The organism is Brevibacterium sp. p3-SID960 (genome assembly GCF_025144725.1).
Taxonomy (GTDB): domain Bacteria; phylum Actinomycetota; class Actinomycetes; order Actinomycetales; family Brevibacteriaceae; genus Brevibacterium.
The window spans coordinates 16,191-36,884 of the sequence record NZ_JALXKS010000011.1 but is presented as its reverse complement, the minus strand read 5'-3'; the positions used below and the strand labels follow the sequence as shown (position 1 = coordinate 36,884).

17 protein-coding genes, 1 tRNA gene and 1 pseudogene are annotated in these 20,694 nt (G+C 66.7%); 7 read left to right on the top strand and 12 right to left on the bottom strand.

Annotated elements, in window-relative coordinates; all coding sequences use genetic code 11:
- Nucleotides 1–38 precede the first annotated feature (38 nt).
- Nucleotides 39–1,079, bottom strand: coding sequence for a selenide, water dikinase SelD (selD, locus tag M3B11_RS05265; RefSeq protein WP_259875716.1), 1,041 nt, complete (start codon nt 1,077–1,079; stop codon nt 39–41).
- 43 nt (nt 1,080–1,122) lie between these two features.
- Here selD and M3B11_RS05260 point away from each other — a divergent pair.
- From M3B11_RS05260 to selB, 3 genes are all read left to right on the top strand, one after another.
- A tRNA-Sec gene (locus tag M3B11_RS05260) sits at nt 1,123–1,217 on the top strand.
- A gap of 21 nt (nt 1,218–1,238) precedes the next feature.
- A complete protein-coding gene (gene selA / locus M3B11_RS05255) occupies nt 1,239–2,591 on the top strand; it encodes an L-seryl-tRNA(Sec) selenium transferase (RefSeq protein WP_259875715.1) in 1,353 nt (450 codons plus the stop codon).
- The gene (gene selB, locus M3B11_RS05250; protein ID WP_259875688.1) at nt 2,588–4,396 is read left to right on the top strand and encodes a selenocysteine-specific translation elongation factor; all 1,809 of its coding nucleotides are present in this window, start codon (nt 2,588–2,590) and stop codon (nt 4,394–4,396) included. Before selA ends, selB begins: the two co-directional genes overlap by 4 nt.
- 125 nt (nt 4,397–4,521) lie before the next feature.
- On the opposite strand, the gene M3B11_RS05245 is transcribed toward selB, so the two are convergent.
- Complete coding sequence (locus M3B11_RS05245) at nt 4,522–5,748, bottom strand: amidohydrolase family protein (protein ID WP_259875687.1); 1,227 nt, start codon at nt 5,746–5,748, stop codon at nt 4,522–4,524.
- 81 nt (nt 5,749–5,829) lie between these two features.
- Between M3B11_RS05245 and M3B11_RS05240 the strand changes: the two genes are divergently transcribed.
- Together M3B11_RS05240 and M3B11_RS05235 are read left to right on the top strand one after the other, a co-directional pair.
- On the top strand, nt 5,830–6,714 hold the full coding sequence (locus M3B11_RS05240; protein WP_259875686.1) for a MurR/RpiR family transcriptional regulator: 885 nt from the start codon (nt 5,830–5,832) through the stop codon (nt 6,712–6,714).
- Nucleotides 6,715–6,803: 89 nt separating this feature from the next.
- The gene (locus tag M3B11_RS05235) at nt 6,804–8,213 is read left to right on the top strand and encodes a sodium:solute symporter (RefSeq protein ID WP_259875685.1); all 1,410 of its coding nucleotides are present in this window, start codon (nt 6,804–6,806) and stop codon (nt 8,211–8,213) included.
- Nucleotides 8,214–8,349: 136 nt separating this feature from the next.
- Here the strand turns inward: M3B11_RS05235 and M3B11_RS05230 are convergent, their stop codons facing one another.
- The 7 genes and pseudogenes from M3B11_RS05230 to M3B11_RS05200 all read right to left on the bottom strand — a co-directional run bounded on the left by M3B11_RS05230 (nt 8,350) and on the right by M3B11_RS05200 (nt 14,682).
- Entirely contained in the window at nt 8,350–9,882 is a 1,533-nt protein-coding gene (locus tag M3B11_RS05230) for a dihydrolipoamide acetyltransferase family protein (protein ID WP_259875684.1), read from the bottom strand.
- Nucleotides 9,879–10,931 carry an alpha-ketoacid dehydrogenase subunit beta gene (locus M3B11_RS05225; RefSeq protein WP_396121535.1) on the bottom strand — a complete coding sequence of 351 codons (1,053 nt, stop codon included), beginning with the start codon at nt 10,929–10,931 and terminating at the stop codon, nt 9,879–9,881. The genes M3B11_RS05230 and M3B11_RS05225 overlap by 4 nt, the downstream gene beginning before the upstream one ends.
- Entirely contained in the window at nt 10,928–12,040 is a 1,113-nt protein-coding gene (gene pdhA / locus M3B11_RS05220; RefSeq protein WP_259875683.1) for a pyruvate dehydrogenase (acetyl-transferring) E1 component subunit alpha, read from the bottom strand. Before pdhA ends, M3B11_RS05225 begins: the two co-directional genes overlap by 4 nt.
- A gap of 291 nt (nt 12,041–12,331) precedes the next feature.
- Nucleotides 12,332–12,594: pseudogene (locus tag M3B11_RS05215) on the bottom strand (MFS transporter); the annotation flags it as partial.
- A 29-nt stretch (nt 12,595–12,623) separates the two neighbouring features.
- Nucleotides 12,624–13,589 carry a nucleotidyl transferase AbiEii/AbiGii toxin family protein gene (locus tag M3B11_RS05210; protein ID WP_259875682.1) on the bottom strand — a complete coding sequence of 322 codons (966 nt, stop codon included), beginning with the start codon at nt 13,587–13,589 and terminating at the stop codon, nt 12,624–12,626.
- Nucleotides 13,579–14,148 carry a type IV toxin-antitoxin system AbiEi family antitoxin domain-containing protein gene (locus M3B11_RS05205; RefSeq protein ID WP_259875681.1) on the bottom strand — a complete coding sequence of 190 codons (570 nt, stop codon included), beginning with the start codon at nt 14,146–14,148 and terminating at the stop codon, nt 13,579–13,581. Before M3B11_RS05205 ends, M3B11_RS05210 begins: the two co-directional genes overlap by 11 nt.
- A gap of 81 nt (nt 14,149–14,229) precedes the next feature.
- Nucleotides 14,230–14,682: an Lrp/AsnC family transcriptional regulator gene (locus M3B11_RS05200; RefSeq protein ID WP_259875680.1), complete on the bottom strand. Its 453-nt coding sequence runs from the start codon at nt 14,680–14,682 to the stop codon at nt 14,230–14,232.
- A gap of 134 nt (nt 14,683–14,816) precedes the next feature.
- Between M3B11_RS05200 and paaZ the strand changes: the two genes are divergently transcribed.
- Nucleotides 14,817–16,907, top strand: coding sequence for a phenylacetic acid degradation bifunctional protein PaaZ (paaZ, locus tag M3B11_RS05195; protein WP_259875679.1), 2,091 nt, complete (start codon nt 14,817–14,819; stop codon nt 16,905–16,907).
- A 5-nt stretch (nt 16,908–16,912) separates the two neighbouring features.
- Here the strand turns inward: paaZ and M3B11_RS05190 are convergent, their stop codons facing one another.
- From M3B11_RS05190 to paaI, 3 genes are all read right to left on the bottom strand, one after another.
- Nucleotides 16,913–17,518 (bottom strand): TetR/AcrR family transcriptional regulator, encoded by a 606-nt coding sequence (locus M3B11_RS05190; RefSeq protein ID WP_259875678.1) that lies wholly within the window; start codon nt 17,516–17,518, stop codon nt 16,913–16,915.
- A gap of 94 nt (nt 17,519–17,612) precedes the next feature.
- Complete coding sequence (gene paaK / locus M3B11_RS05185) at nt 17,613–18,983, bottom strand: phenylacetate--CoA ligase PaaK (RefSeq protein WP_396121534.1); 1,371 nt, start codon at nt 18,981–18,983, stop codon at nt 17,613–17,615.
- Nucleotides 18,984–19,040: 57 nt separating this feature from the next.
- Nucleotides 19,041–19,487, bottom strand: coding sequence for a hydroxyphenylacetyl-CoA thioesterase PaaI (gene paaI, locus M3B11_RS05180; RefSeq protein WP_259875677.1), 447 nt, complete (start codon nt 19,485–19,487; stop codon nt 19,041–19,043).
- Nucleotides 19,488–19,682: 195 nt separating this feature from the next.
- On the opposite strand from paaI, the gene paaA reads away from it, so the two are divergent.
- Nucleotides 19,683–20,693: a 1,2-phenylacetyl-CoA epoxidase subunit PaaA gene (gene paaA, locus M3B11_RS05175; RefSeq protein ID WP_259875676.1), complete on the top strand. Its 1,011-nt coding sequence runs from the start codon at nt 19,683–19,685 to the stop codon at nt 20,691–20,693.
- Nucleotide 20,694: the final 1 nt, after the last annotated feature.

The following is a 20,694-nucleotide window of genomic DNA, read 5'->3' as shown; positions in this document are numbered from 1 at the left end:
GATGCGCTCGGGCTCCAGCGGCACTCAGGCTGTGCGCACTACCGCCGGATGCTGATGCCAGGCTCGGCGCGGGTGACGCCGATGACCGGGTGGCCGGGCAGCTCACCGACGACGAGCAGCCCACCGGAGGTCTGCGCATCGGCGAGCATGAGCACGTCCTCCTCGCTCACCCCGGCACCCACCTCGAGTGTGCCGACCGAACGGGAACCGTCGGCAGCAGGGGAGCCGTCGAGCTCCGAGCGCACCCAGTCGAGATTGCGCCTCGTCCCACCGGGCACAAACCCCTCGGCCAGACTGCGCGCAGCAGCATCGAGCACCGGCACGGCGGACATGTTGATCTCCGCCCCGATGCCGGAAGCCCGGCACATCTTGTGCAGATGCCCGAGCAGCCCGAACCCGGTGACATCGGTCGCGGCAGTGACCCCGGCCTCGAGCGCGGCAGCCGAGGCGGCGGCATTGAGTGTCGTCATCGTCTCGATCGCCTCATCGAACACCTCGCCGGTGGCCTTGTGCCGATTGTTCAGCACTCCCACGCCCAGCGGTTTCGTCAACGTGATCGGCAGCCCCGCCTCGGCGGCGTCATTGCGCAGCAGCCGGGACGGTTCTGCGGTCCCGGTGACGGCCATTCCGTAGATCGGTTCGGGTGCGGTGATCGAATGCCCGCCGATGACCGGGCAGCCGACCTCCCCGGCGACCGCGACCCCGCCGGCGAGCACCTCGCTCATGAGCTCCATCGGCAGCACCTCGCGCGGCCAGCCGATGAGGTTGATCGCCACGACAGGCACCCCGCCCATCGCGTAGATGTCCGAGAGCGCATTCGCCGCGGCGATCCGCCCCCAGTCGTAGGCGGAGTCGACGACCGGGGTGAAGAAATCAGCTGTTGAGAGCACCGCCAGATCCCCGCGGACCTGCACGGCCGCGGCATCATCGCCGTCGTCGAGGCCGACGAGCACATCAGGGCCGGTCTGGCCGGTCAGCGCTGCGAGTGCATCTTCGAGCTCGCCGGGCGGGATCTTGCACGCACAGCCGCCGCCGGCGGCCAGCGATGTCAGTCGAGGTGAGGACGTGTGTGCAACCATCTCTGCCATGGACGCAAGTATAGGCGGTGGTAGGTTGGAGCGCGGAGGCGTCCGGGTCCTGGTGGGCCCCCCGGTCTTCAAAACCGGTGAGACCGAGCATCTCGGTCTGGCGGGTTCGATTCCCGTCCGCCTCCGCCACAGGCTGGAGAATCAAGGAGGATCGTGGAGGACCCGCGCCGCGCCATCCCGCGCACCGACCGGCTGATGGAGCATCCGCAGCTGATCGCCGCCAGCCGATCGCTCGGCCGCAGCGTTGTGCTCGGGCTCGTGCGCGCCGCCCAGGACCGTGCCCGCCGCGGGGAGATCCCCGCCGCCGAGGTGGTTGATGCCGTGCTCGAGGCCGCTGGCTCCCAGCGGGCCTCCTCTCTGACCCCGGTGCTCAACGCCACCGGCGTCATCATCCACACCAACCTCGGCCGCGCACCCTTGAGCGAACCCGCCCGGCAGGCTCTGGCCGATGCCGCAGGATACGTCGACGTCGAACTCGATCTGCCCTCCGGCGCCCGCTCTCGTCGCGGGGCCGCCGCTCGGGCGGCGCTGCTGGAGCGCTGCCCGCACGCCGGAGACGGGCTCATCGTCAACAACGGCGCAGCCGCTCTGCTGCTGGCCGCCACAGCCCTGGGCGGGGGGCCAGCAGCGGTCGCCGACGGCCATCATCACTGCAGCCACAGCGGGATCGTCATCAGCCGCGGAGAGTTCATCGAGATCGGCGCCGGATTCCGGCTCTCCGACCTCATCACCTCCGCCGGCACGCAGCTGCGCGAAGTCGGCACGACCAACCGCACCCATGTGGAGGACTACGCTCAGGCCCTGGCCGCCGGTGCCGGCTGCGTGCTCAAGGTCCATCCTTCGAACTTCGCCCTCACCGGCTTCACCGCCAGTGTGGGCACCGGTGAGCTGGCCGCGCTGTGCCGGGAGTATGCGGTGCCGCTCATCGTCGACGTCGGCTCCGGGCTGCTGGAGGCCGACAGCGTCCTGCCCGATGAGCCGAGCATCGACGCGGCTCTGGCCGCCGGAGCCGATGCCGTCATCGCATCCGGCGACAAACTCCTCGGCGGCCCGCAGGCCGGCCTCATCCTCGGCACCGGCGAGACCATCGCGCGGCTCGCCCGCCATCCGCTGGCCCGCGCGGTGCGTGCCGATAAGCTCACGCTCGCCGCCATCGAAGCAACGCTGCGTGCCAGCACCAGCCCGGTTCATGCGATGCTGCACGCTGACCCCGCTGAGCTTCGCCGCCGCACCGAAACGCTCGCTGAGCAGGTCGGCGGCACCGTCGTGGCACATGACGGCCGAGTGGGAGGCGGTGGCGGCACCGGCGTGCCGCTGCCGGGCTGGGCGCTCGCCCTGCCCGAAAGCTTCGCTGCGGCGTTGCGCACCGGCGAGACGGCAGTCCTGCCGCGCGTGCATGACGGCAGCTGCCTCATCGACCTGCGCTGCATCCCCGCAGACCAGGACCCGGCACTCGCGGACGCCATCACTGCTGCCGGCCATCGCCTCGGGAACGGCAGATGAGCAGCTTTGTCATCGCCACCGCCGGGCACGTCGACCACGGCAAATCGACGCTCGTGCGGGCACTGACCGGAATCGAACCCGACCGGTGGGCTGAAGAGCGCGAACGAGGGCTGACCATCGACCTCGGCTTCGCGTGGACGGCCCTGCCGTCTGGCCGCCAGGTCGCCTTCGTCGACGTGCCCGGCCACGAACGCTACGTCGGCAATATGCTCGCCGGCCTCGGACCCGTCCCCGTCGTCTGCTTCGTCATCGCCGCCGATGAAGGCTGGCAGGCACAGTCGAGCGAGCACCGCGACGCGATTGCAGCCCTCGGCATCACGGCAGGTCTGATCGTCATCACCCGCCGTGATCGTGCCCCGGACGCCGTGCCCGAGGTGACGGCCCGGGCGCGTGCCGAACTGCGCGGCACCGGATTGGCCGCTGCACCGATCGTCGCCTGCTCCGGCGTCACCGGTGAGGGACTCGACGAGGTGCGCGGGGCTCTTGACGGAGTGCTTGCCGGGCTGCCGGAGCCGGACCCTCACACCCGGCTGCGCCTGTGGGTCGACCGGGCGTTCACGATCGCAGGGTCGGGCACCGTCGTCACCGGCACGCTCGCCGGCGGCACGGTGCGGGCAGGTGAGCGGCTGCAGTTCATCGGGCAGGAGACCGGCGGGCTGCGCGAGGTCACCGTCCGCGGGCTGCAGTCCCGCGGTCAGCAGTCAGAGGTGCTCGAACCGGTGAGCCGGGCGGCGCTGAACCTGCGCGGCATCCCGGCAGCCGAAGTGCACCGCGGGGACGCGCTCATCTCCGCCGACTGGTGGATCACCGACACCGTCGATGTCCGATGGGCTTCAGGCGGGGCGCTCGATGAGGGCAGCGAGCACATCACCGTCCACATCGGCACTGCTGCGATCGGGGCCAGGCTGCGGCCCTTCGATGCCGATCATGCGCGGCTGCAGCTCAGCCGGCCGCTGCCCCTAGAGCTCGGTGATCGAATGGTGCTGCGCGACTCCGGGGCGAAGATGGTGGTTGCCGGCGTGCAGGTCCTCGACCTCGACCCGCCGGCCCTGGCCCGCCGCGGGGCCGGGCGCAGGCGTGCCGAGGCGTTGGCCGAACTGCCGGCTGGCGGGTCGGTGGCTGCGGAGGTCGCCCGCCGGCAGGCGGTGCGCGTGGAGACGCTGCGGCGCTTCGGATTCGACATCGGTGAGCTTGCTGGGGCCCAGCTGCCGGCAGGCGTCGTTGCGATCGGCGACTGGCTGGCCACCGCCGACGCGGTGCGCACCTGGGCGTCTCGCCTGCGGCAGCTGCTCGCCGCCCACCTTAAAACCGATGCGCTCTCACCAGGCCTCAGCCGTCAGGCTGCCGCGCATGCTCTCGAATTGCCGCACGCAGAGCTGCTCGATGCCGTCATCAAAGCCGCCAGGCTCCGGCAGCGCGACGGGCTCATCCGCCCGTTGCAGCAGCGGGCTGATTTGGGCCGGGCGGAGAAGGGCATCGCCGCACTCGAACGGCAGCTGGCCGCCAGCCCCTTCAGCGCTCCGGAAGCCGACGATCTGGCTCGGCTGAACCTGGGTTCCAGGGAGCTCGCGGCTGCCGAACGGATCGGCCGGCTCATCCGCATCTCTGAGGGCGTGGTGCTGCTGCCGAGTGCACCGGCGCAGGCGATGCGCGTGCTGGCCGCACTCGACCAGCCCTTCACCGCCAGCCAGGCCCGGCAGGCACTCGGCACCACCCGCCGGATCGCGATCCCGCTGCTCGAACACCTCGACTCCCGCGGCTGGACCCGTCGGCTGGACGGGAACTTGCGCGAAGTCGTGCGCTGAGCGGACAGCGGCTGCCGACCCCAGCAATGCACAGCTGGGTGTCCCGAGGTACTGATCACCGGTTTCCCACGAAGCCGTCGACAGCAATCGTGCCCATTAGCATGAGCGCTCTGCAGATATACCGGTTATGCACGGACTAAGCCTCCGCGGGAAAGGACGTCACGCACCGACTGCTGCGGTTCCGCCAGCACAGTAATGTCATCGAGCGGATTGGCGTTCAAGAGGACAATATCGGCCTGAGCGCCTTCTCGGATGATCCCGAGTTCGCTTTCCTGATTCAGCAGGCGAGCGGCCACCGTTGTCGCGGAGCGCAGAACGGCTCCAGCGGACTGGACTTGCGAACGGATCTCGAACTCTTTGCTCTGCCATTTCCACATGTCACCCAGCAGGTCAGAGCCGTAGGCGATGTTGACCCCGCCCTGATCGGCGACTTCGAGTGCCTTCAGACCCGCGTAGAGCACACTGTCCACTTTGTCAGCGCTTGCCTGCGGCAGTCCGTGGCGGACTCCTTCGGCCTTCAACCGTTCGTAAGTCACAAGAGTGGGCACGAGGAACGCGTCGTTCTCAGTGAAGAGTCTGATGCTCTCGTCATCGAGAAGGTTGCCGTGCTCGATAGAGCGGACCCCAAGCTTCAGCCCACGGTTGATCGCGCGGGCAGTGTAGGCGTGTCCGAGAACGTAGCGGTTTGAAGCAGCTGCCTCTTCGACGGCGGCCCGAATCTCCTCATCAGAGAACTGTGTAGAGTCGATTCGGTCGGTTGGCGAAGCGACGCCGCCCGAGAGCATGATCTTGATGTGGTCCGCGCCTGTCCGCAACTGCATGCGAGCGGCCTTGCGGACTTCATCGACGCCGTCGCACACCGTCCCAATGTGCGGGCAGCACTGGTGCTGGTCGACGATGGACGTCCCCGGTCCGCGCATATCGGCATGGCCGCCGGTTTGAGACAGAGCCTTCCCGCCGAAGAACAGCCGAGGTGCAAGGAATAGCTGCTCTGCAGCTGCCCTGGCCAGCCCGAAGTCCGCACCTCCGGCATCCCGAAGCGTTGTGAAACCGCGTCGGAGAGCACCTTGCATCGTGTTGATGGCCGACGCGGTCAGGTATGCAGGCGACTCATCACCCAGGCGTCCAAGGTCTGCAGTATTGGCCAGAACGTGAACGTGACAGTCGATGAGTCCGGGTATCGCAATCGCTCCTCCGGCATCGATTGAGGATCCGGACTCGTCGTTTGCCGCACTGATGCTCGAGATCCGATCACCGTTGATCTGGATAGACTGCGGTTCAGACACGGTTTCGGTGACTGGATCGAGGATCCGCACGTTGGTGATAGCAGTGATTGATTCATCTAGGTGCATCCGGTCTCTCCTGCCGACAGATAAGCGGTGGCTGCTGTGTCTGGATCAAACGTAACCTGCTGCAAAGGTGTTTGCAATACGATGGCTGATGGCACCGTGCCCTGGATAGAGAAGCTCATTGGTGACCGGACCCCCTCTCCGGCGATTGCGCGTGTGCTCGGTGTCATCTCGTCTGAGCCTGAGACTGCAGCGTTCGCGACTGCGCAGCAGGTCGCGACAATGGCGGGGGTCAACGTCGCTTCAGCGACGCGCTGCGCTCAGTACCTGGGGTATCGCGGCTGGCCGGACTTCGTGACCGACCTGCGTGGCCACTATCTCGCTACTCTCACTGCTGATCGCATTATGGGTCAGAGTGAAGCTGCTTTTGATCGCACGGTGAGTTCGTCGATCGCCGAAGACATTCGGATGCTTGAGCTGCTGCTGGAGGCGATCGACGAAGACGAGATGGTTGCGGCCGCTCGGATGATCGCCTCGGCTCGCAGTACGGCGGTCCTGGCCACCGGTTACTGTTCCGGGCCTGGCGGTGTGTTGGCGCATGGTGCGCAGCTTTTCGGGTTTAACGTCGAGCAGTACGCCGGGTCAGCTACGGCGCAGATCAATGCTGCCAGGCGGCTCGGAGAAGACGATGTGCTCGTTGTCTTCAACGTCTGGAAGACCACCGACGTCATCAATCAGCTGGCACTGGAGGCAGCCTCTCGAGGTGTGCCTCTGCTCGTCATCGCCGATCGGTCGACTGCTGTGACTGAAGTCGCCGACCACTCCATTCTCGTGTCGAGCGGAAGTCCTCGGTACCTTCCGTCGATGACGGGAGTGTTCTCTGTTGTGCAGGCAGTGCTCAAACTCATCGCCGCTGAACATCGCGAGAACGTCGAAAAGAGCCTGCGTCGTGTCGACCAGCTTTGGCATGGGCTTGGAGTCGTGAAGGGCGACCCGACTGCGGTTGACGTTTCTGCGATTCTCGACTGACGCTCAGAGCAGTCTGCAAAATTCCTTGCACCACGCTGTGATTCGTGTAACTATTCACGCATGCTTATCAGCCGAACTGAGGAGGATCCGTGTCCGTGGTGAATATCAGCGTCCTGGTCGGGTACCTACTGCTCATGGTCCTTGTTGCTGCGTGGTTCTCTCGTAGGTCGGCGATGAAGGACGGCGAGGACTTTATGTTGGCCGGGCAATCCCTACCACCGTTGGTGCTCGCTGGCACTTTGCTCGCAACTTTCGTCGGTTCCGGTTCGATCATCGGCGGAGCGAGCTTCATCTTCGCCAATGGGCCGATTCCGGGAATCTTCTTCTTCCTGGGCACGTTCGCCGGAATCATCGCGCTGTCCCTGATGGCGAAGAAAGTGCGCGAGAATTCCTTCCACACCGTGCCAGAACTGCTGCGTGTACGGTTTGGTCGGGCCACGGGTGTCATCGGCACGATCGTCGTCCTCGTCGCATTCATCGGAATCGCCGCCTACCAGTTCACCGGGGCAGGCTACATCTTCAGTCTCATCACACCTCTGTCCGAGGTGCAGGGCACGCTCATCGCCGTTGTCGTCATCACCTTCTTGTCACTGTCAGGCGGATTGAAATCCGTGGCGTGGACCGACTTCCTCTCTTCAGCGCTGATCGTCATCGGTTTGTTGGCAACACTGTACTTCGTTTTCGTGCATGACCTAGGCGGCTTCGGCAGCTACGTCAACCAACTCGACCCGGCATTCCGCACAGTGACCGGGAAACTGACCCCGCTGCAGATCCTGGGCTACTTCCTCCCACTCTTCCTCTTGGTTCTTGGCGACCAGAACATGCACCAGCGCCTTGCCGCTGCGCAGAGCCCTGCGAGCGCACGCAAGGCAACCGGGTTGTTCTTTATCGGTGCGATATTCATGGTGGCACCAATCATTCTGCTGGCCTCGGCAGCGACGATCGTGAACCCATCGTCTGAAGCCGATATGGCGATCCTCGGGCTTGCGGCAGGGGACTTCACCCCTGCAGTCGTTGGGGCGACACTCCTGGTCGCCGCCCTGGCGCTCATCGTCACAACCGGCTCGTCGTACCTGCTCACATGCTCGGGCAACATCGTCTACGACCTCGTGTTCCGTGGGCGCCGCCGCGAACCGTCGCACGAGCGCAGCCAGGTTGTCGTCGGCCGAATCGCGGTGGCTGCAGTTGCCGCGCTCGCCTTCGTCATGGTCCAGTTCTTCCCCACGCTGCTGGAACTGCAGATGTACGCCTACACGATGTACGGAGCCGCGGTGACGCCCACGGTGTTGGCGGCGCTGTTCTGGAAGCGTGCCAGCGCAGCAGGAGCAGTGGCATCCATGCTGACCGGCGGGATCGCGACAATCCTGTGGGAGGTCTTCGGCCCCGCCGAAGAAGTCCGTTCGGTGGTCATCGCCGCTCCGATCGCCATCGTCGTGCTGATCGTCGTTTCGCTCACAACGAAACCGGCCGCTATGGTCGATCGTCCTGCCCGGGTGTAGCGCAGATCTTGCGAGCACAAGGCCCCGGCCGGAGATCCCGTGGATCTCCGACCGGGGCCCAGCCGTGCCCCTATGCGCGCGGGCACGCCACGACCTGCAGCCAGCGCCTCGCCTGCGGGCTGGCCGCCGGTCGAGCTCAGATATCAGCTAAGAAGCTGATGGGATTTTCGATGCAGTCGGCGATGAACGTGGTGAACTCGCTGGGCTCGCGGCCATCGCACACCCGGTGGTCGAACACGAACGACAGGTACATCACCTTGCGCACCGTCAGCTCACCGTCGACCACCCACGGCCGCTCCTTGATCCGGCCCAGACCGAGCATCGCGACTTCGGGCATGTTGATGATCGGTGCCGATCCGTCGACGCCGAACACACCGTAGTTGTTCAGCGTGAACGTTCCGCCGCTCAGCTCGGAGGGGTCGAAGCGCCCGGTTGCGGCCTTGTCGACCTTGGCCCCGATCGCATCGCGCAGCTGCCGCAGTGTCATCCCGCCGGCACCGTGGACGACCGGGACCATGAGTCCGCGCGGAGTGTCGGCGGCCAGTCCGAGGTTGACGTCTGCGTGCACGCGGATCTCACCGGCGGCTTCATCGACAGAGGAGTTGAGGATCGGCCACTTCTGCAGGCCCGCGGTGACGAACCGGGCGACGAGCGACATGACCGAGAACTTCTCGCTGTGCTTGGCTTCGAGCTGCTTCTTGGCAGCCAGCAGCTCGGTGGCGTCGACATCGAGCCAGATCGTGGCCTCCGGGACCTCCTGACGCGAACGGGACAGCCGTTCGGCGATGACCTTGCGCAGCCCGGTCAGTGGGATGACTGTGTCCGCGCCCGAGGAGGTGGCAGCCGGTGCCGCGGCATCGCCTGTCTGCGTGCCGGTTTCGGAGCGGCGGGCGATCTCGTCCATGACGTCGCGGCGCATGACCATGCCGCCGGGTCCGGAGCCGGTGAGCTCCTTGGCGACGAAACCGTTCTCAGCGGCCATCTTGCGCACCAGCGGTGAGACGACGCGGGAGAACTTCCCCGCGCCCGAGGTGGCGGTTGCCTCAGCCGAGGCAGGTTCGGCATCCGGCGCGGCCGGAGCAGGTGCGGCTTTCGGCGCGGCCGGGGCTCGGCCTTGGGCTTGGGCGGCTGGCTGCGGCTGGGCGGTCTGCTGACCGGTCCTCCTGCCGAAGCTGCGGCGGCCGGAGCGGGTGGCACCGGAGACCTCCCTGGTGCCGTAGCCGATGAGCACAGCACCGGAGCCTTCGCTCTGCCCGCCGGGATCGGGAGGTGTGTCATCGCCGTCGGTGGAGCGCAGTGCCGTGCCGGGCACGACGTCCTCGCCGCCGGCTGGCCCCGCACCGTCAGCAGCACCGCCATCCGCGGCGCCACCTCCAGTGCTGCCGGCGGCGCCGCCCCCAGCGCTGCCGTGTTCGCCGCCGATCGTCAGGATCGCCTGACCGGCATGAACAGTGTCGCCCTCGGCAAAGTGCAGGGCGGTGACGACACCGGCATAGGGGCAAGGCAGGTCGACGACGCTTTTGGCGGATTCGACCTCGGCGACGATCTCGTCGATGGCGACAGTGTCACCGACGTCGACCTTCCAGCTCACCACCTCGGCCTCGGTCAGACCCTCCCCCAAGTCGGGGAGGATGAAGTCCTGGCCGGTGCTCGCGTGTGTGGCGGTCACAGCTCCCACTCCCAGGTGTCCAGGGCATCGAGGATGCGGTCGGGCGTCGGCAGGTAGAACTCCTCGAGCTTCGGGGCCGGGAACGGCACGTCGAAGCCGGTGATGCGCAGCACCGGGGCGGCAAGCGAGGTGAAGCAGCGTTCGGTCACCCGGGCTGCCACCTCGGCACCATAACCGCAGAACTGCGCGGCCTCATGCAGGACAGCTGCGCGAGAGGTCTTCGCAACCGACGCGGCGACGGTGGCATCGTCGAAGGGGGAGAGGCTTCGCAGGTCGATGACCTCGATCGATACGCCCTCCTCGGCGCCGGCCTCAGCAGTGGCGAGCGCGGTGCGCACAGTCGGGCCGTAGGACAGCAGCGTGACATCGCTGCCCTCACGCACGACCTGCGCCTCATACATCGACGCGGTCTGCACCGGCAGAGTCAGCGTGTCCTTCGACCAGTAGCGGGACTTCGGCTCCATGAAGATGATCGGATCCGGGCTGTCGATCGCCTCACGCAGCATTGAATACGCATCAGCCGGGTTCGACGGCGTGACGACCGTCAGCCCCGGGGTGGCGCACCAATAGGCCTCCGAGGAGTCCGAATGGTGCTCGACGCCGCCGATGTCGCCAGCACACGGGATGCGGATGACGATCGGCAGCTCGACCTGCCCACGGGTGCGATTGCGCATCTTGGCCACATGCGACACGATCTGCTCGAATGCCGGGTAGGAGAAGGCATCGAACTGCATCTCGACAACCGGGCGCATCCCGGCCATCGCCATGCCGACCGCAGTGCCGATGATCCCGGATTCGGCCAGCGGGGAGTCCCACACGCGCTCAGCGCCGAACTCCTCGCGCAGCCCGTCGGTGACGCGGAAGACGCCGCCGAGCCGGCCGACGTCCTCGCCGTAGACGACGACGGAGTCATCGGCTGCCAGCGCATCGCGCAGCGCGGTGTTGAGTGCGGTCGTCATCGACACCGGGCGCGCGGTCGCCTCGCCCGAGGCGGCGCTCGCCGGAGTGCCAGCGCCTGCCTGAGTGCTGGTGGTCATCTGGGCGGTCATGACGCCTCTTCCAGCTCGGCAGCCAGCAGGGCGCGCTGTTCGGCCAGTGCCGGGCGGGCGTGGGCGTAGACGTGGTCGAAGATCTCGAGCGGGTTGCGCTCGGCTTCGGTGCTCATCGCCTCACGGACCTCGGCGGCGAACTCCTCGGCATCGGCGGCGATCGCCTCAACAGAGCCGTTATCGAGTGCACCTGCCTGGCGCAGGTAGGACTCCAGGCGCGCGATCGGGTCGCGGCGCTTCCAGATGTCGACCTCGGCCCCGTCGCGGTAGCGGGTCGGGTCATCGGAGTTCGTGTGGGCCTCGATCCGGTAGGTCAGGCCCTCGATCAGGGTCGGGCCGTCACCGGCGCGGGCGCGGTCGATCGCAGCGGTGACGACGGCGTAGACGGCGGCGACGTCATTGCCGTCGACGCAGTAGCCGGGCATCCCGTAGCCGATCGCCTTGTCCGCCAGCAGGGTCGCGTTCGTCTGCTCGCGCAGCGGCACCGAGATCGCGTACTGGTTGTTCTGGATGAAGAACACCGTGGGAGTCTGCCACACGGCAGCGAAGTTGAACGCTTCGTGCGCATCGCCCTCGCTGGTGGCGCCGTCGCCCATGAACGTCAGGGTCGCGGTGTCGTCACCGCGCAGCGTGGCGGCCATGCCGAAGCCGGCGGCGTGCAGGCCCTGGGTGGCCAGGGGAGTCGCTGCCGGCGCGGTGCAGTGGGCGTGCGGGTCGAAGCCGCAGTGCCAGTCGCCGCGGAAGGCCGCGAGGATCTGCGGCACCGGAATCCCGCGGGTGAGCAGGGCGGCGGAGTCGCGGTAGGTGGGGAAGAGCCAGTCGGTGTCCTTGAGCGCAGACACCGCCCCGATCTCGCAGGCCTCCTGGCCAGCGGCTGACGGGTAGGTTGCCAGACGTCCCTGGCGGGTGAGCGCGGTGACCTGGGCTTCGAAGCGCCGGGCGATGACCATCCGGCGGTAGAGCTTGAGCAGCATGTCAGCCGAGGGCATGCGCAGCCCCTCGGGTGCTGAGGCGTCGGTGACCTGGCCAGCTTCGTCGATGAAGCTGATCGGGTGCAGCGACGGCACCACCCTGGCGGCGTCGGCAGAGCGTGGAATGTCGATAGTCATGCAACCATCGTCCTGTGATCGCGGTCACTGCACCAGCAGGTATCGGCACTGCCAGACGGGTGGCCGCGCGTCTGTGCAATATCGGACGATCGCGTGTGCGAGCTCACGGCTGCTGGGACATTCGTCCACCGTGCCCACCGCCTCGGGAACGGTGTGCCAGGCTGGCGGTCTGTCACCGGCGACTCCTCACACGAACGGCGGATGAAGTAGTTGACTAGCACGAGCGCGATCGGGAGCAGGAACGGGATGCGCCACCCGAAGGAGGCGAACTGCTCAGGGGTCTGCACGCTGGAGGCGGCTGGCGATGATGGCGCCGAGCGGGCGGAAGAGAAAGGCGACGCCGAGTGAGGCCCACGAGACGATCTGGGCGAGTGCCGGGTTCTCCTCACTCAGCGGTGCGAAGTATTGGACGCACGGATGAGGCCGGCGGCCTGGGCGCAGATGAAGAAGTCGTACCACTCGATGGTCGTGCCGACGAGGGCGCCGATGAGGACTTTGCGTTCCTCGCGGCTGGCCCGGACTGGCCGCGCCGGTGCGGCCGAGGTGACGGTCATGAGGTTTGCTCCAAAGGTGAGGCGGCTGCTCAGCTGCCGGGGCGGTGACTTCGACCGATTTCGCTAATCCATGCGTTGACCTCCGCAACGGCCTCGTCGAGGGAGAGTGATATGCCGCCGGACTCTGCGGCTCTGGCGTAGTCGCCTTTCCAGTGAGGTAGCGCGATGACGGTCGGCGGCCATTGTCGGGTGGGGAGAGAGAGTTCGCGGGCCTCCGCTTCTCGGGCCAGGAACACTGCGAGGGATGCGTCTCGCACGTCGGCAAGAGCGGGATATCGGGTATCCGCAATGAGGTCGCGGATCAGGAGCAGGTCGACTACGTCGCGCGCTCGGTCGTTCAGATAGTCCGGCGGTTCGTGTGGGTCTGAAACCGCGTGGAGTTTCTGCGCCACCTGGTATCGCATTGCGATGCCGGCCAGAGCGTCGGGGTCAGGTAGGCCGAAACCGGCCAGAGAAGGAGGGGCTACGCTTTCGGATTCCGCACCAATGCCCGCTTCGTCGGGTGATATCTCGAAACGAACTCGTCGCCACGTGACGCCCCGAATCTCCAGAACGAGATCGAACCTGCGGGGTTTGATGAGTTTTGTCGGCGTTTCGATCACTTCGACTTCCTCCCGGCGCATCGTCACCGAGCCCCAGGGATGCTTCAAGGCGCTATCGAGCGAGGTCAGGAACTCGTCCATGTCTCCACGCACGATGCCGTCCACGTCGCGTGTAGCGCGCGCAACAGCTGAGAGGCGATGCTGCAATAGTGTGCCTCCTTTGAGGAGGAACAGACGCTGTCCGCTCGCATCGACCGCTCGCTGCACCGCTGCAATTGCGATTGACGAGGCGACCAGCCAGCCAAGTCTGCCACCGCCTGCCTCGGCGCCCATTTTCCCTTCTGCCTGAGAGATCCACGTATTGAGGACTCGTGTGGATGCCGGTTGCTTCGCCTTGGGCTTGAGGCTGGAGAGGCTTTGAGACAGCGGCGAGCGGATGTAGTCATCGCTCATGTCGGTTCTCCAGCTTTGCGGTCAGAGCAGTGTGTTCATCCTTTGCTAAATAGCCGCGGGCGTGTCCACGATCAATAGCCTGGCGTATCAGATATGTCGGCGTACCAGATTCGATGCACTGTTCGACGGCAGTCGCAGGGGTCACCGTGGGTATCTCCTGCCACCAGGTCAACTGTTGGGGAATCAGATCCTCGTAATGGACTGCGTATCCTTCGCCACCCGCGCGGCGAATGCGGCGATGTCGTCCGACGGTGACGTGAATGCGACTCGGGTTAACATCGCTGATGCCATATGCGCTAAGCGCGGTCTCGTGTGAGAGGGCGGCTTCTGGGGCGCGCGTCCAGAGTACGGCGAGCATGTACGGATCGAATTCCCCAACAGGGAACCGAGGGAACCTGTACACGCCGAAGGTGACGCGGTCGAGGGTGCCTCGGTGCACCAGCATCTGCAGGGCATGTTTGCTTACGCCGTGCTCGGCTGCCTGCTGAGCGGTCACAAATCCGTGCTGGTCAACTGCAATCTCCCACAGATCGTCGCGGGCCAGGCTCCTTGATGCCATGTCAAAAGTATAACGGAAGTGAAATACTTTTGACATCCCGCCTCGCGCGGGCTGGCGGCTTGCCTGTGGTGGAAGCGAGGCTCAGCTGCCGGGGCGGTGCCCGTCGACTTCGTCGAGGACGAGCAGCGAGCGAGTCGAGACGATGCCGGGGACCTCGTGCACCTGGCGCAGGATCACCTGGGACAGCTCGGTGTTCGACGGCGCGTTGACCGTCAGCAGCGCATCGATGTCGCCGCTGACGGCTTGAACCTTCTCGACGAAAGGCAAGGCGGCGAGGTCATCGCGGACATCGGGCCAGGGGCGGTCGCCGATCTTGACGACGACGACAGCCGAGACCGTCATGCCGAGGGCCTCTTTGTCGATGTCAGCTGTGAAGCGGCGGATCGCGCCCGAGGCGATGAGCGCATTGAGCCGGGAGTGGGCAGCGGACCGGGAGATGTGCACGCGCTCGGCCAGCTGCCGGATCGAGGAGCGGGAGTCGGCGACGAGAGCGGCGATGATCCGGCGGTCGACGTCATCGATGTCACGCGCCATGTGCAGAGTCCTCCCGTCCGGATTGGCCAACAGCCTAGTACCCATGACAATAACTGACCGAACGGTTAGTATGAAAAGCGCTGCCCGCGCACCCGACGGCGGGCGCGACGACGACGTCGATCTCAGGAGCCGCCATGACCGAAATCCTCACCTCCTACACCTGCGGGACATGGACTGCCCCCGCCGCCGACACCTCGGGAACGGCCGACGATACTTCGCAAGGATCCCAGCCGCCCGTGCGCACGATCTGCGACCCGGCAACCGGCACCGCAGTGGCTGGCGTGTCGTCTGCGGGCATCAACTTCGCAGCCGTCGTCGCCCACGCCCGCGACACCGGCGGACCGGCCGTGCGCGCGCTGACCTTCCACCAGCGCGGCGTCATCCTCAAGGCCCTGGCCACCTACCTCAACGAGCGCCGCGACCGCTACCACGCGATCTCGCTCACCACCGGCGCGACGGCACGCGACGGCCTCATCGACATCGACGGCGGCATCTCAACGCTGTTCTCCTACTCCTCCGTCGCCCGCCGGCAGATGCCGAACTCGACCGTCTACCTCGACGGCGACGTCGAGCGCCTGTCGAAGCGCCAGACGTTCGCCGGCCAGCACATCTGCACCGCCCGCCCTGGAGTGTCCGTGCAGATCAACGCCTTCAACTTCCCCGTCTGGGGGATGCTGGAGAAGTTCGGGCCGATGTTCGCCGCCGGCCAGCCGGTCATCGTCAAACCGGCCACCAACGGCGCCCAGCTCACCCACGCTGTCGTCACCGACATCATCGAATCCGGGCTGCTGCCCGAAGGCGCCCTGCAGCTCATCTGCGGATCGACCGGCGACCTCCTCGACCACCTCGGCGAACAGGACACCATCGCCTTCACCGGCTCAGCGACCACCGCCCGGACGCTCGCCTCGCATGAGTGCGTGACCGAGCGCGGCACCCGCTTCTTCGCCGAAGCCGACTCGCTCAACTTCGCCCTCCTCGGCCCCGACGCCGGGCCTGGCAGCGAGGAGTTCGACCTCTACGTCAGCCAGCTTGTGACCGAGATGACCGCTAAGGCCGGCCAGAAGTGCACCGCGATCCGCCGCGGGCTCGTGCCCGCAGACCACCTCGACGCCGTCGCCGAGGCGGTGGCCCGCAAGCTTGCCGGCATCACCGTCGGCAGCCCGCACGACGAGGCGACCCGCATGGGCCCGCTCGTCTCGGCAGATCAGGCTGACGATGTGCGTGAGGCGATCGGCACCCTGACGGCCGCCGGTGCCGAGCTGGTGTGCGGCGGCGAGGCGACCGGCGCCTCGGGTGAGGGGACCGGCTCACGCGCATTCGTGCCCCCGACGCTGCTCAAGGCCGCCGCTGACGTCGACGCTGTCCACGAGGTCGAGGCCTTCGGTCCGGTCGCCACGCTCGTACCCTACAGCTCGCTGTCCGAAGCTGTTGAGATCGCCGCCCGCGGCCGCGGTTCGCTCGTCGGTTCGGTCGTCAGCCACGACCCCGAGGTCGTCCGCGAGGTCGTCCTCGGCACCGCACCCTGGCACGGCCGGATCCTCGTGCTCGACCGTGACGACGCGAAGGAATCGACCGGCCACGGCTCACCGCTGCCCACTCTGGTGCACGGCGGGCCCGGCCGCGCCGGCGGGGGAGAGGAGCTCGGCGGCATCCGCTCGGTGCTGCACTACATGCAGCGCACCGCCATCCAGGCCTCACCCGATATGCTCACCGCGATCACCGGCACCTGGGCTCCCCAGGCTGCCCGCCGGACTGAGGGCGGTCACCCCTTCGGCAAGGACTTAAGCCAGCTGCGCATCGGCGACACGATCGTCGGCGGCCCGCGCGAGGTGACACTGGAGGACGTCGATCACTTCGCCGAATTCACCGGCGACACCTTCTACGCCCACACCGATGAGGAGGCCGCAGCTGCCAACCCGTTCTTCCCCGGACGTGTGGCCCACGGCTACCTCGTCGTCTCGTTCGCCGCCGGCCTATTCGTCAAGCCCGAGCCCGGTCCGGTGCTGGCCAACTACGGTCTGGAGAACCTGCGCTTCATCACACCGGTCTCACCCGGCGATTCGCTGACCGTGACCTTGACAGCCAAGCAGATCACCCCGCGCGAAACCGACGAGTACGGCGAAGTCCGCTGGGACGCGCTCGTGAAGAACCAAAACGACGACATCGTCGCCACCTACGACGTGCTCACTCTGGTCGAGAAGGAAGCAGGGAAGAGCAAGAGCTGAGCGGCCTAGGCCCTTAAGCCCTCGAACGCGATCGTCGCCACCGCCTCGGCCACGGTTTCGGCGTCGCGGTCCGGGCGCGGGCGGTACCACTCAGTGAGCGAGTTGACCATGCCGAAGAGCAGGCGGGTGATGAGTCCGGGATCGATGTCGCTGCGCAGGGACCCCTCGGCTATCGCAGCTTCGACGAGCGTACGCGTGCGCTCATCGATCTCGCGGCGCTTTTCAAGTGCCCGACGTTCAGCAGGCGAGGTGCCGCGCACCCGCAGCAGCAGGGCGACGGAGTCGCGGTAGGTGATGAGCACCTCGACGCTGCCGCGGATGACCGCCCGCAGCCGCTCTTCAGCAGAGATCTCGGTGCGGGCGTCCTGGGTGTCGATGACGGCGAAGAGCTGATTGAGGCCCTGGGCGATCGCCTGCTCCAGGAGGTCCTCCTTCGAGCCGACATGATGGTAGATCGCCGATTTCGTGATCCCGAGCTCACGGGCGAGTGCATCCATCGAGGTGCCGTGATAGCCGCGCTTGTTGAAGATCTCGATGGAGCGCTCGATGAGCGTTTCACGGTCGTATCCGGGCCGGCCGCGGCGTCGCGGTGTCCCCGTCTGCACAGTCATCCCACCATCGTGCACAGTCATCCACCCATCTTAGGACGAAAGCGGAGCCGCGCGGCCGCAGCGAACACACCTCGTCCGCCGCGACCGCATCTGCCTATCGGATGTCCTCGCGGCGGTCGATGATGCGCTTGAGCTTGCCGACCGAACGCTGCAGCGTATCGGGGTGGACGATGATGACCGTCGAGGTCACGCCGACCGTCTCCTTGAGCCGCCCGGCGAGCTGACGTTCGAGTGCCTGCCAGGCGCTCGTCGGCAGGTCCGGGCGCGCTTCGACCTCGATGGTGGGCTCATCCATGCGGCCCGGGCGGGTGAGGACGAGCTGGAAGTGCGGGCTGAGCTGCTCGAAGTCGAAGATGACCTCTTCAACCTGCGCCGGATAGAGGTTGACGCCGCGGATGATGATGAGGTCATCGGAGCGTCCGGTGATCCGCGACATCCTCCGGAATGCCGGCCGCGCGGTGCCCGGCAGCAGGCTGGCCAGATCGTGGGTGCGGTAGCGGATGATCGGGGTGGCCTGCTTGGTCAGCGACGTGAAGACGAGCTCGCCTTCCGTGCCATCGGGCAGCACCTCGCCGGTGAACGGGTCGACGATCTCGGGGTAGAAGTGATCCTCCCAGATCGTCGGGCCGTCCTTCGTCTCTGCGCACTCCATCGCCACACCAGGGCCCATCACCTCGGACAGGCCGTAGATGTCGACGGCGTCGAGGCCGAAGGTCCGCTCGATCTCCCGGCGCATCCCATCGGTCCACGGCTCCGCGCCGCACACCGCGGTGCGCAGCGATGTCTCGACCGGGTCGATGCCCTGCCGGGCGAACTCATCGGCGATGGTGAGCAGGTAGGTCGGAGTCGAGGTGATGACCTCCGGCTGGAAGTCCTGAATGAGCTGCACCTGGCGTGGGGTCTGCCCGCCGGAGATCGGCACGACGGTGTAACCGGAGCGCTCCGCGCCGGTGTGCACGCCGAGTCCGCCGGTGAACAAGCCGTAGCCGTAGGCGTTGTGCAGCATCTGGCCCGGCCGGGCGCCGGCGGCCCGCAGCGACCGGCCCATGAGCGCCGACCAGCAGTTGATGTCGTCGTTCGTGTAACCGACGACGGTCGGCTCGCCGGTGGTGCCGGAGGATGCGTGGATGCGGGCGACCTGGTCGCGGGGCACGGCGAACATCCCGAAGGGGTAGTTGTCGCGCAGATCCGACTTGCGGGTGAAGGGCAGCTTTTGCAGGTCCTCCAGGCTCTGAATGTCATCGGGGTGCACATCGGCCTCGGCGAACGAGCGGCGATAGTGCTCTACGTTCTTATAGGCGTGGCGGACGCTGGCCTTGAGCCGTTCGAGCTGCAGGGCGCGCAGCTCATCGAGGCTCATCCGCTCCTCGGGATCGAGGGTCTGCGGGTCCGGCGCCTGCCCGAGGTGCCACCGGACACCCGCTGCCGAAGCGGCGGTCGTGGAGGGGACGGTGGTGTCGGCCATGAGGTGAGGACTCCTTCGTCTCAGCGGCAGGGGAGCGGGTCAGTTGGGGCGAGGAGGTCAGCGGTTGGCCGGCGGTGCCGGCAGTGTGCGGGAGCGGCCGCGGTAGACGGCGATGAGCTCGTCGCCGCAGAACACTTCGACGTCGTAGATGCCGGAGCGTCCGGTGGCAGCCACGCGCTTGCCGTGGGCGGTGAGCATGTCACCGGTGCGGCTCGGGCGCAGGAAGGTGATGTCCCCACCCGAGGCGACGGTCACCGAGCCGATGGAGTTGCAGGCCATCGCGAAGGTCGTGTCGGCAAAGAGGAAGACGTAGCCGCCGTGAGTGATGCCGTGGCCGTTGACCATCGTCTCGGTCACCGTCATCGAACAGGTCGCGTACCCGTCGCCGTGGTCGTCGAGGGTGATCCCGAGGTGGCGGGAGGCCAGATCGTTGGCGTACATCGCCTCGGGGCCGGTGTGCTCGTGGCCGCCGATGAGGTGAGGGGCGGGCTGGGTGTCGGTCATGGGGCTCCTCCTTGAGCACGCGGCGATTAAACGACCATTTGGTCATTAAATGTCCACCCTCGAGGACTGTGCTGTCAACCACACGGGCCGAACATCTCGGAATGCGCACAGATTTTCCTGTTGCGAGGCCCGCGTCACACCGGTTACTATTATCTGAACAAATGGTCAGTAATTCTGATCTGCAGAGGAGCAACGATGCACACCGCAGACCGCCCGGCACCCACTGCCGTACCCACCCAGGACGGCCAGCCCGACACCACCGAGGCACAGGCCGAATTCGACGCCCGGATCGCCGCCGAAGGCCGAATCGAGCCGCGCGACTGGATGCCTGAGGCCTACCGCAAGACCCTCATCCGGCAGATCGGCCAGCACGCCCACTCCGAGATCATCGGCATGCAGCCAGAGGGCAACTGGATCACCCGCGCCCCGAGCCTGAAGCGCAAGTCGATCCTCATGGCCAAGGTCCAGGACGAAGCCGGCCACGGCCTCTACCTCTACTCGGCCGCTGAGACCCTCGGCATCGACCGCGACACCATGACCGAGCAGCTCATCGAAGGCACCGCCCGCTACTCCTCGATCTTCAACTACCCCACCCCCACCTGGGCGGACATGGGCGCGATCGGCTGGCTCGTCGACGGCGCCGCGATCTGCAACCAGGTGCCGCTGTGCCGCGCCTCCTACGGCCCCTACGCCCGGGCGATGGTGCGCATCTGCAAGGAGGAGTCCTTCCACCAGCGGCAGGGCTTCGAGATCCTCTACGAACTCTCCCACGGCACCGAGGCGCAGAAGGCGATGGCCCAGGACGCCGTCAACCGCTGGTGGTGGCCCTCGCTCATGATGTTCGGCCCACCAGATGCCGACTCGCCGAACTCAGCACAGTCGATGGCCTGGAAGATCAAGCGCTTCTCCAACGACGAGCTGCGCCAGCGCTTCGTCGACATGACCGTCCCGCAGTCCGAGGTCCTCGGCCTCACCCTGCCGGATCCGGACCTGAAGTGGAACGACGAGCGCGGTCACTACGACTTCGGCGAGATCGACTGGGCGGAGTTCAAGGAGGTCCTCAAGGGCCGTGGACCGTGCAACCACCTGCGCATCGCCAACCGCAGAGCCGCCCATGAAGGCGGCGCATGGGTGCGCGAAGCCGCCACCGCGTATGCCGCCAAGCAGTCACGTCGCGCAGCCCGCGCCTACCAGGAGGCCAGCTGAT

What these genes read in the sequence shown, in the direction of transcription:
- selD (WP_259875716.1), bottom strand. Translation starts at nt 1,079, where the DNA reads ATGGTTGCACACACGTCCTCACCTCGACTGACATCGCTGGCCGCCGGC.
- selB (WP_259875688.1), top strand. Translation starts at nt 2,588, where the DNA reads ATGAGCAGCTTTGTCATCGCCACCGCCGGGCACGTCGACCACGGCAAA.
- M3B11_RS05245 (WP_259875687.1), bottom strand. Translation starts at nt 5,748, where the DNA reads ATGCACCTAGATGAATCAATCACTGCTATCACCAACGTGCGGATCCTC.
- M3B11_RS05240 (WP_259875686.1), top strand. Translation starts at nt 5,830, where the DNA reads ATGGCTGATGGCACCGTGCCCTGGATAGAGAAGCTCATTGGTGACCGG.
- M3B11_RS05225 (WP_396121535.1), bottom strand. Translation starts at nt 10,931, where the DNA reads ATGACCGCCCAGATGACCACCAGCACTCAGGCAGGCGCTGGCACTCCG.
- pdhA (WP_259875683.1), bottom strand. Translation starts at nt 12,040, where the DNA reads ATGACTATCGACATTCCACGCTCTGCCGACGCCGCCAGGGTGGTGCCG.
- M3B11_RS05210 (WP_259875682.1), bottom strand. Translation starts at nt 13,589, where the DNA reads ATGAGCGATGACTACATCCGCTCGCCGCTGTCTCAAAGCCTCTCCAGC.
- M3B11_RS05205 (WP_259875681.1), bottom strand. Translation starts at nt 14,148, where the DNA reads ATGGCATCAAGGAGCCTGGCCCGCGACGATCTGTGGGAGATTGCAGTT.
- M3B11_RS05200 (WP_259875680.1), bottom strand. Translation starts at nt 14,682, where the DNA reads ATGGCGCGTGACATCGATGACGTCGACCGCCGGATCATCGCCGCTCTC.
- paaZ (WP_259875679.1), top strand. Translation starts at nt 14,817, where the DNA reads ATGACCGAAATCCTCACCTCCTACACCTGCGGGACATGGACTGCCCCC.
- M3B11_RS05190 (WP_259875678.1), bottom strand. Translation starts at nt 17,518, where the DNA reads ATGACTGTGCAGACGGGGACACCGCGACGCCGCGGCCGGCCCGGATAC.
- paaK (WP_396121534.1), bottom strand. Translation starts at nt 18,983, where the DNA reads ATGGCCGACACCACCGTCCCCTCCACGACCGCCGCTTCGGCAGCGGGT.
- paaI (WP_259875677.1), bottom strand. Translation starts at nt 19,487, where the DNA reads ATGACCGACACCCAGCCCGCCCCTCACCTCATCGGCGGCCACGAGCAC.
- paaA (WP_259875676.1), top strand. Translation starts at nt 19,683, where the DNA reads ATGCACACCGCAGACCGCCCGGCACCCACTGCCGTACCCACCCAGGAC.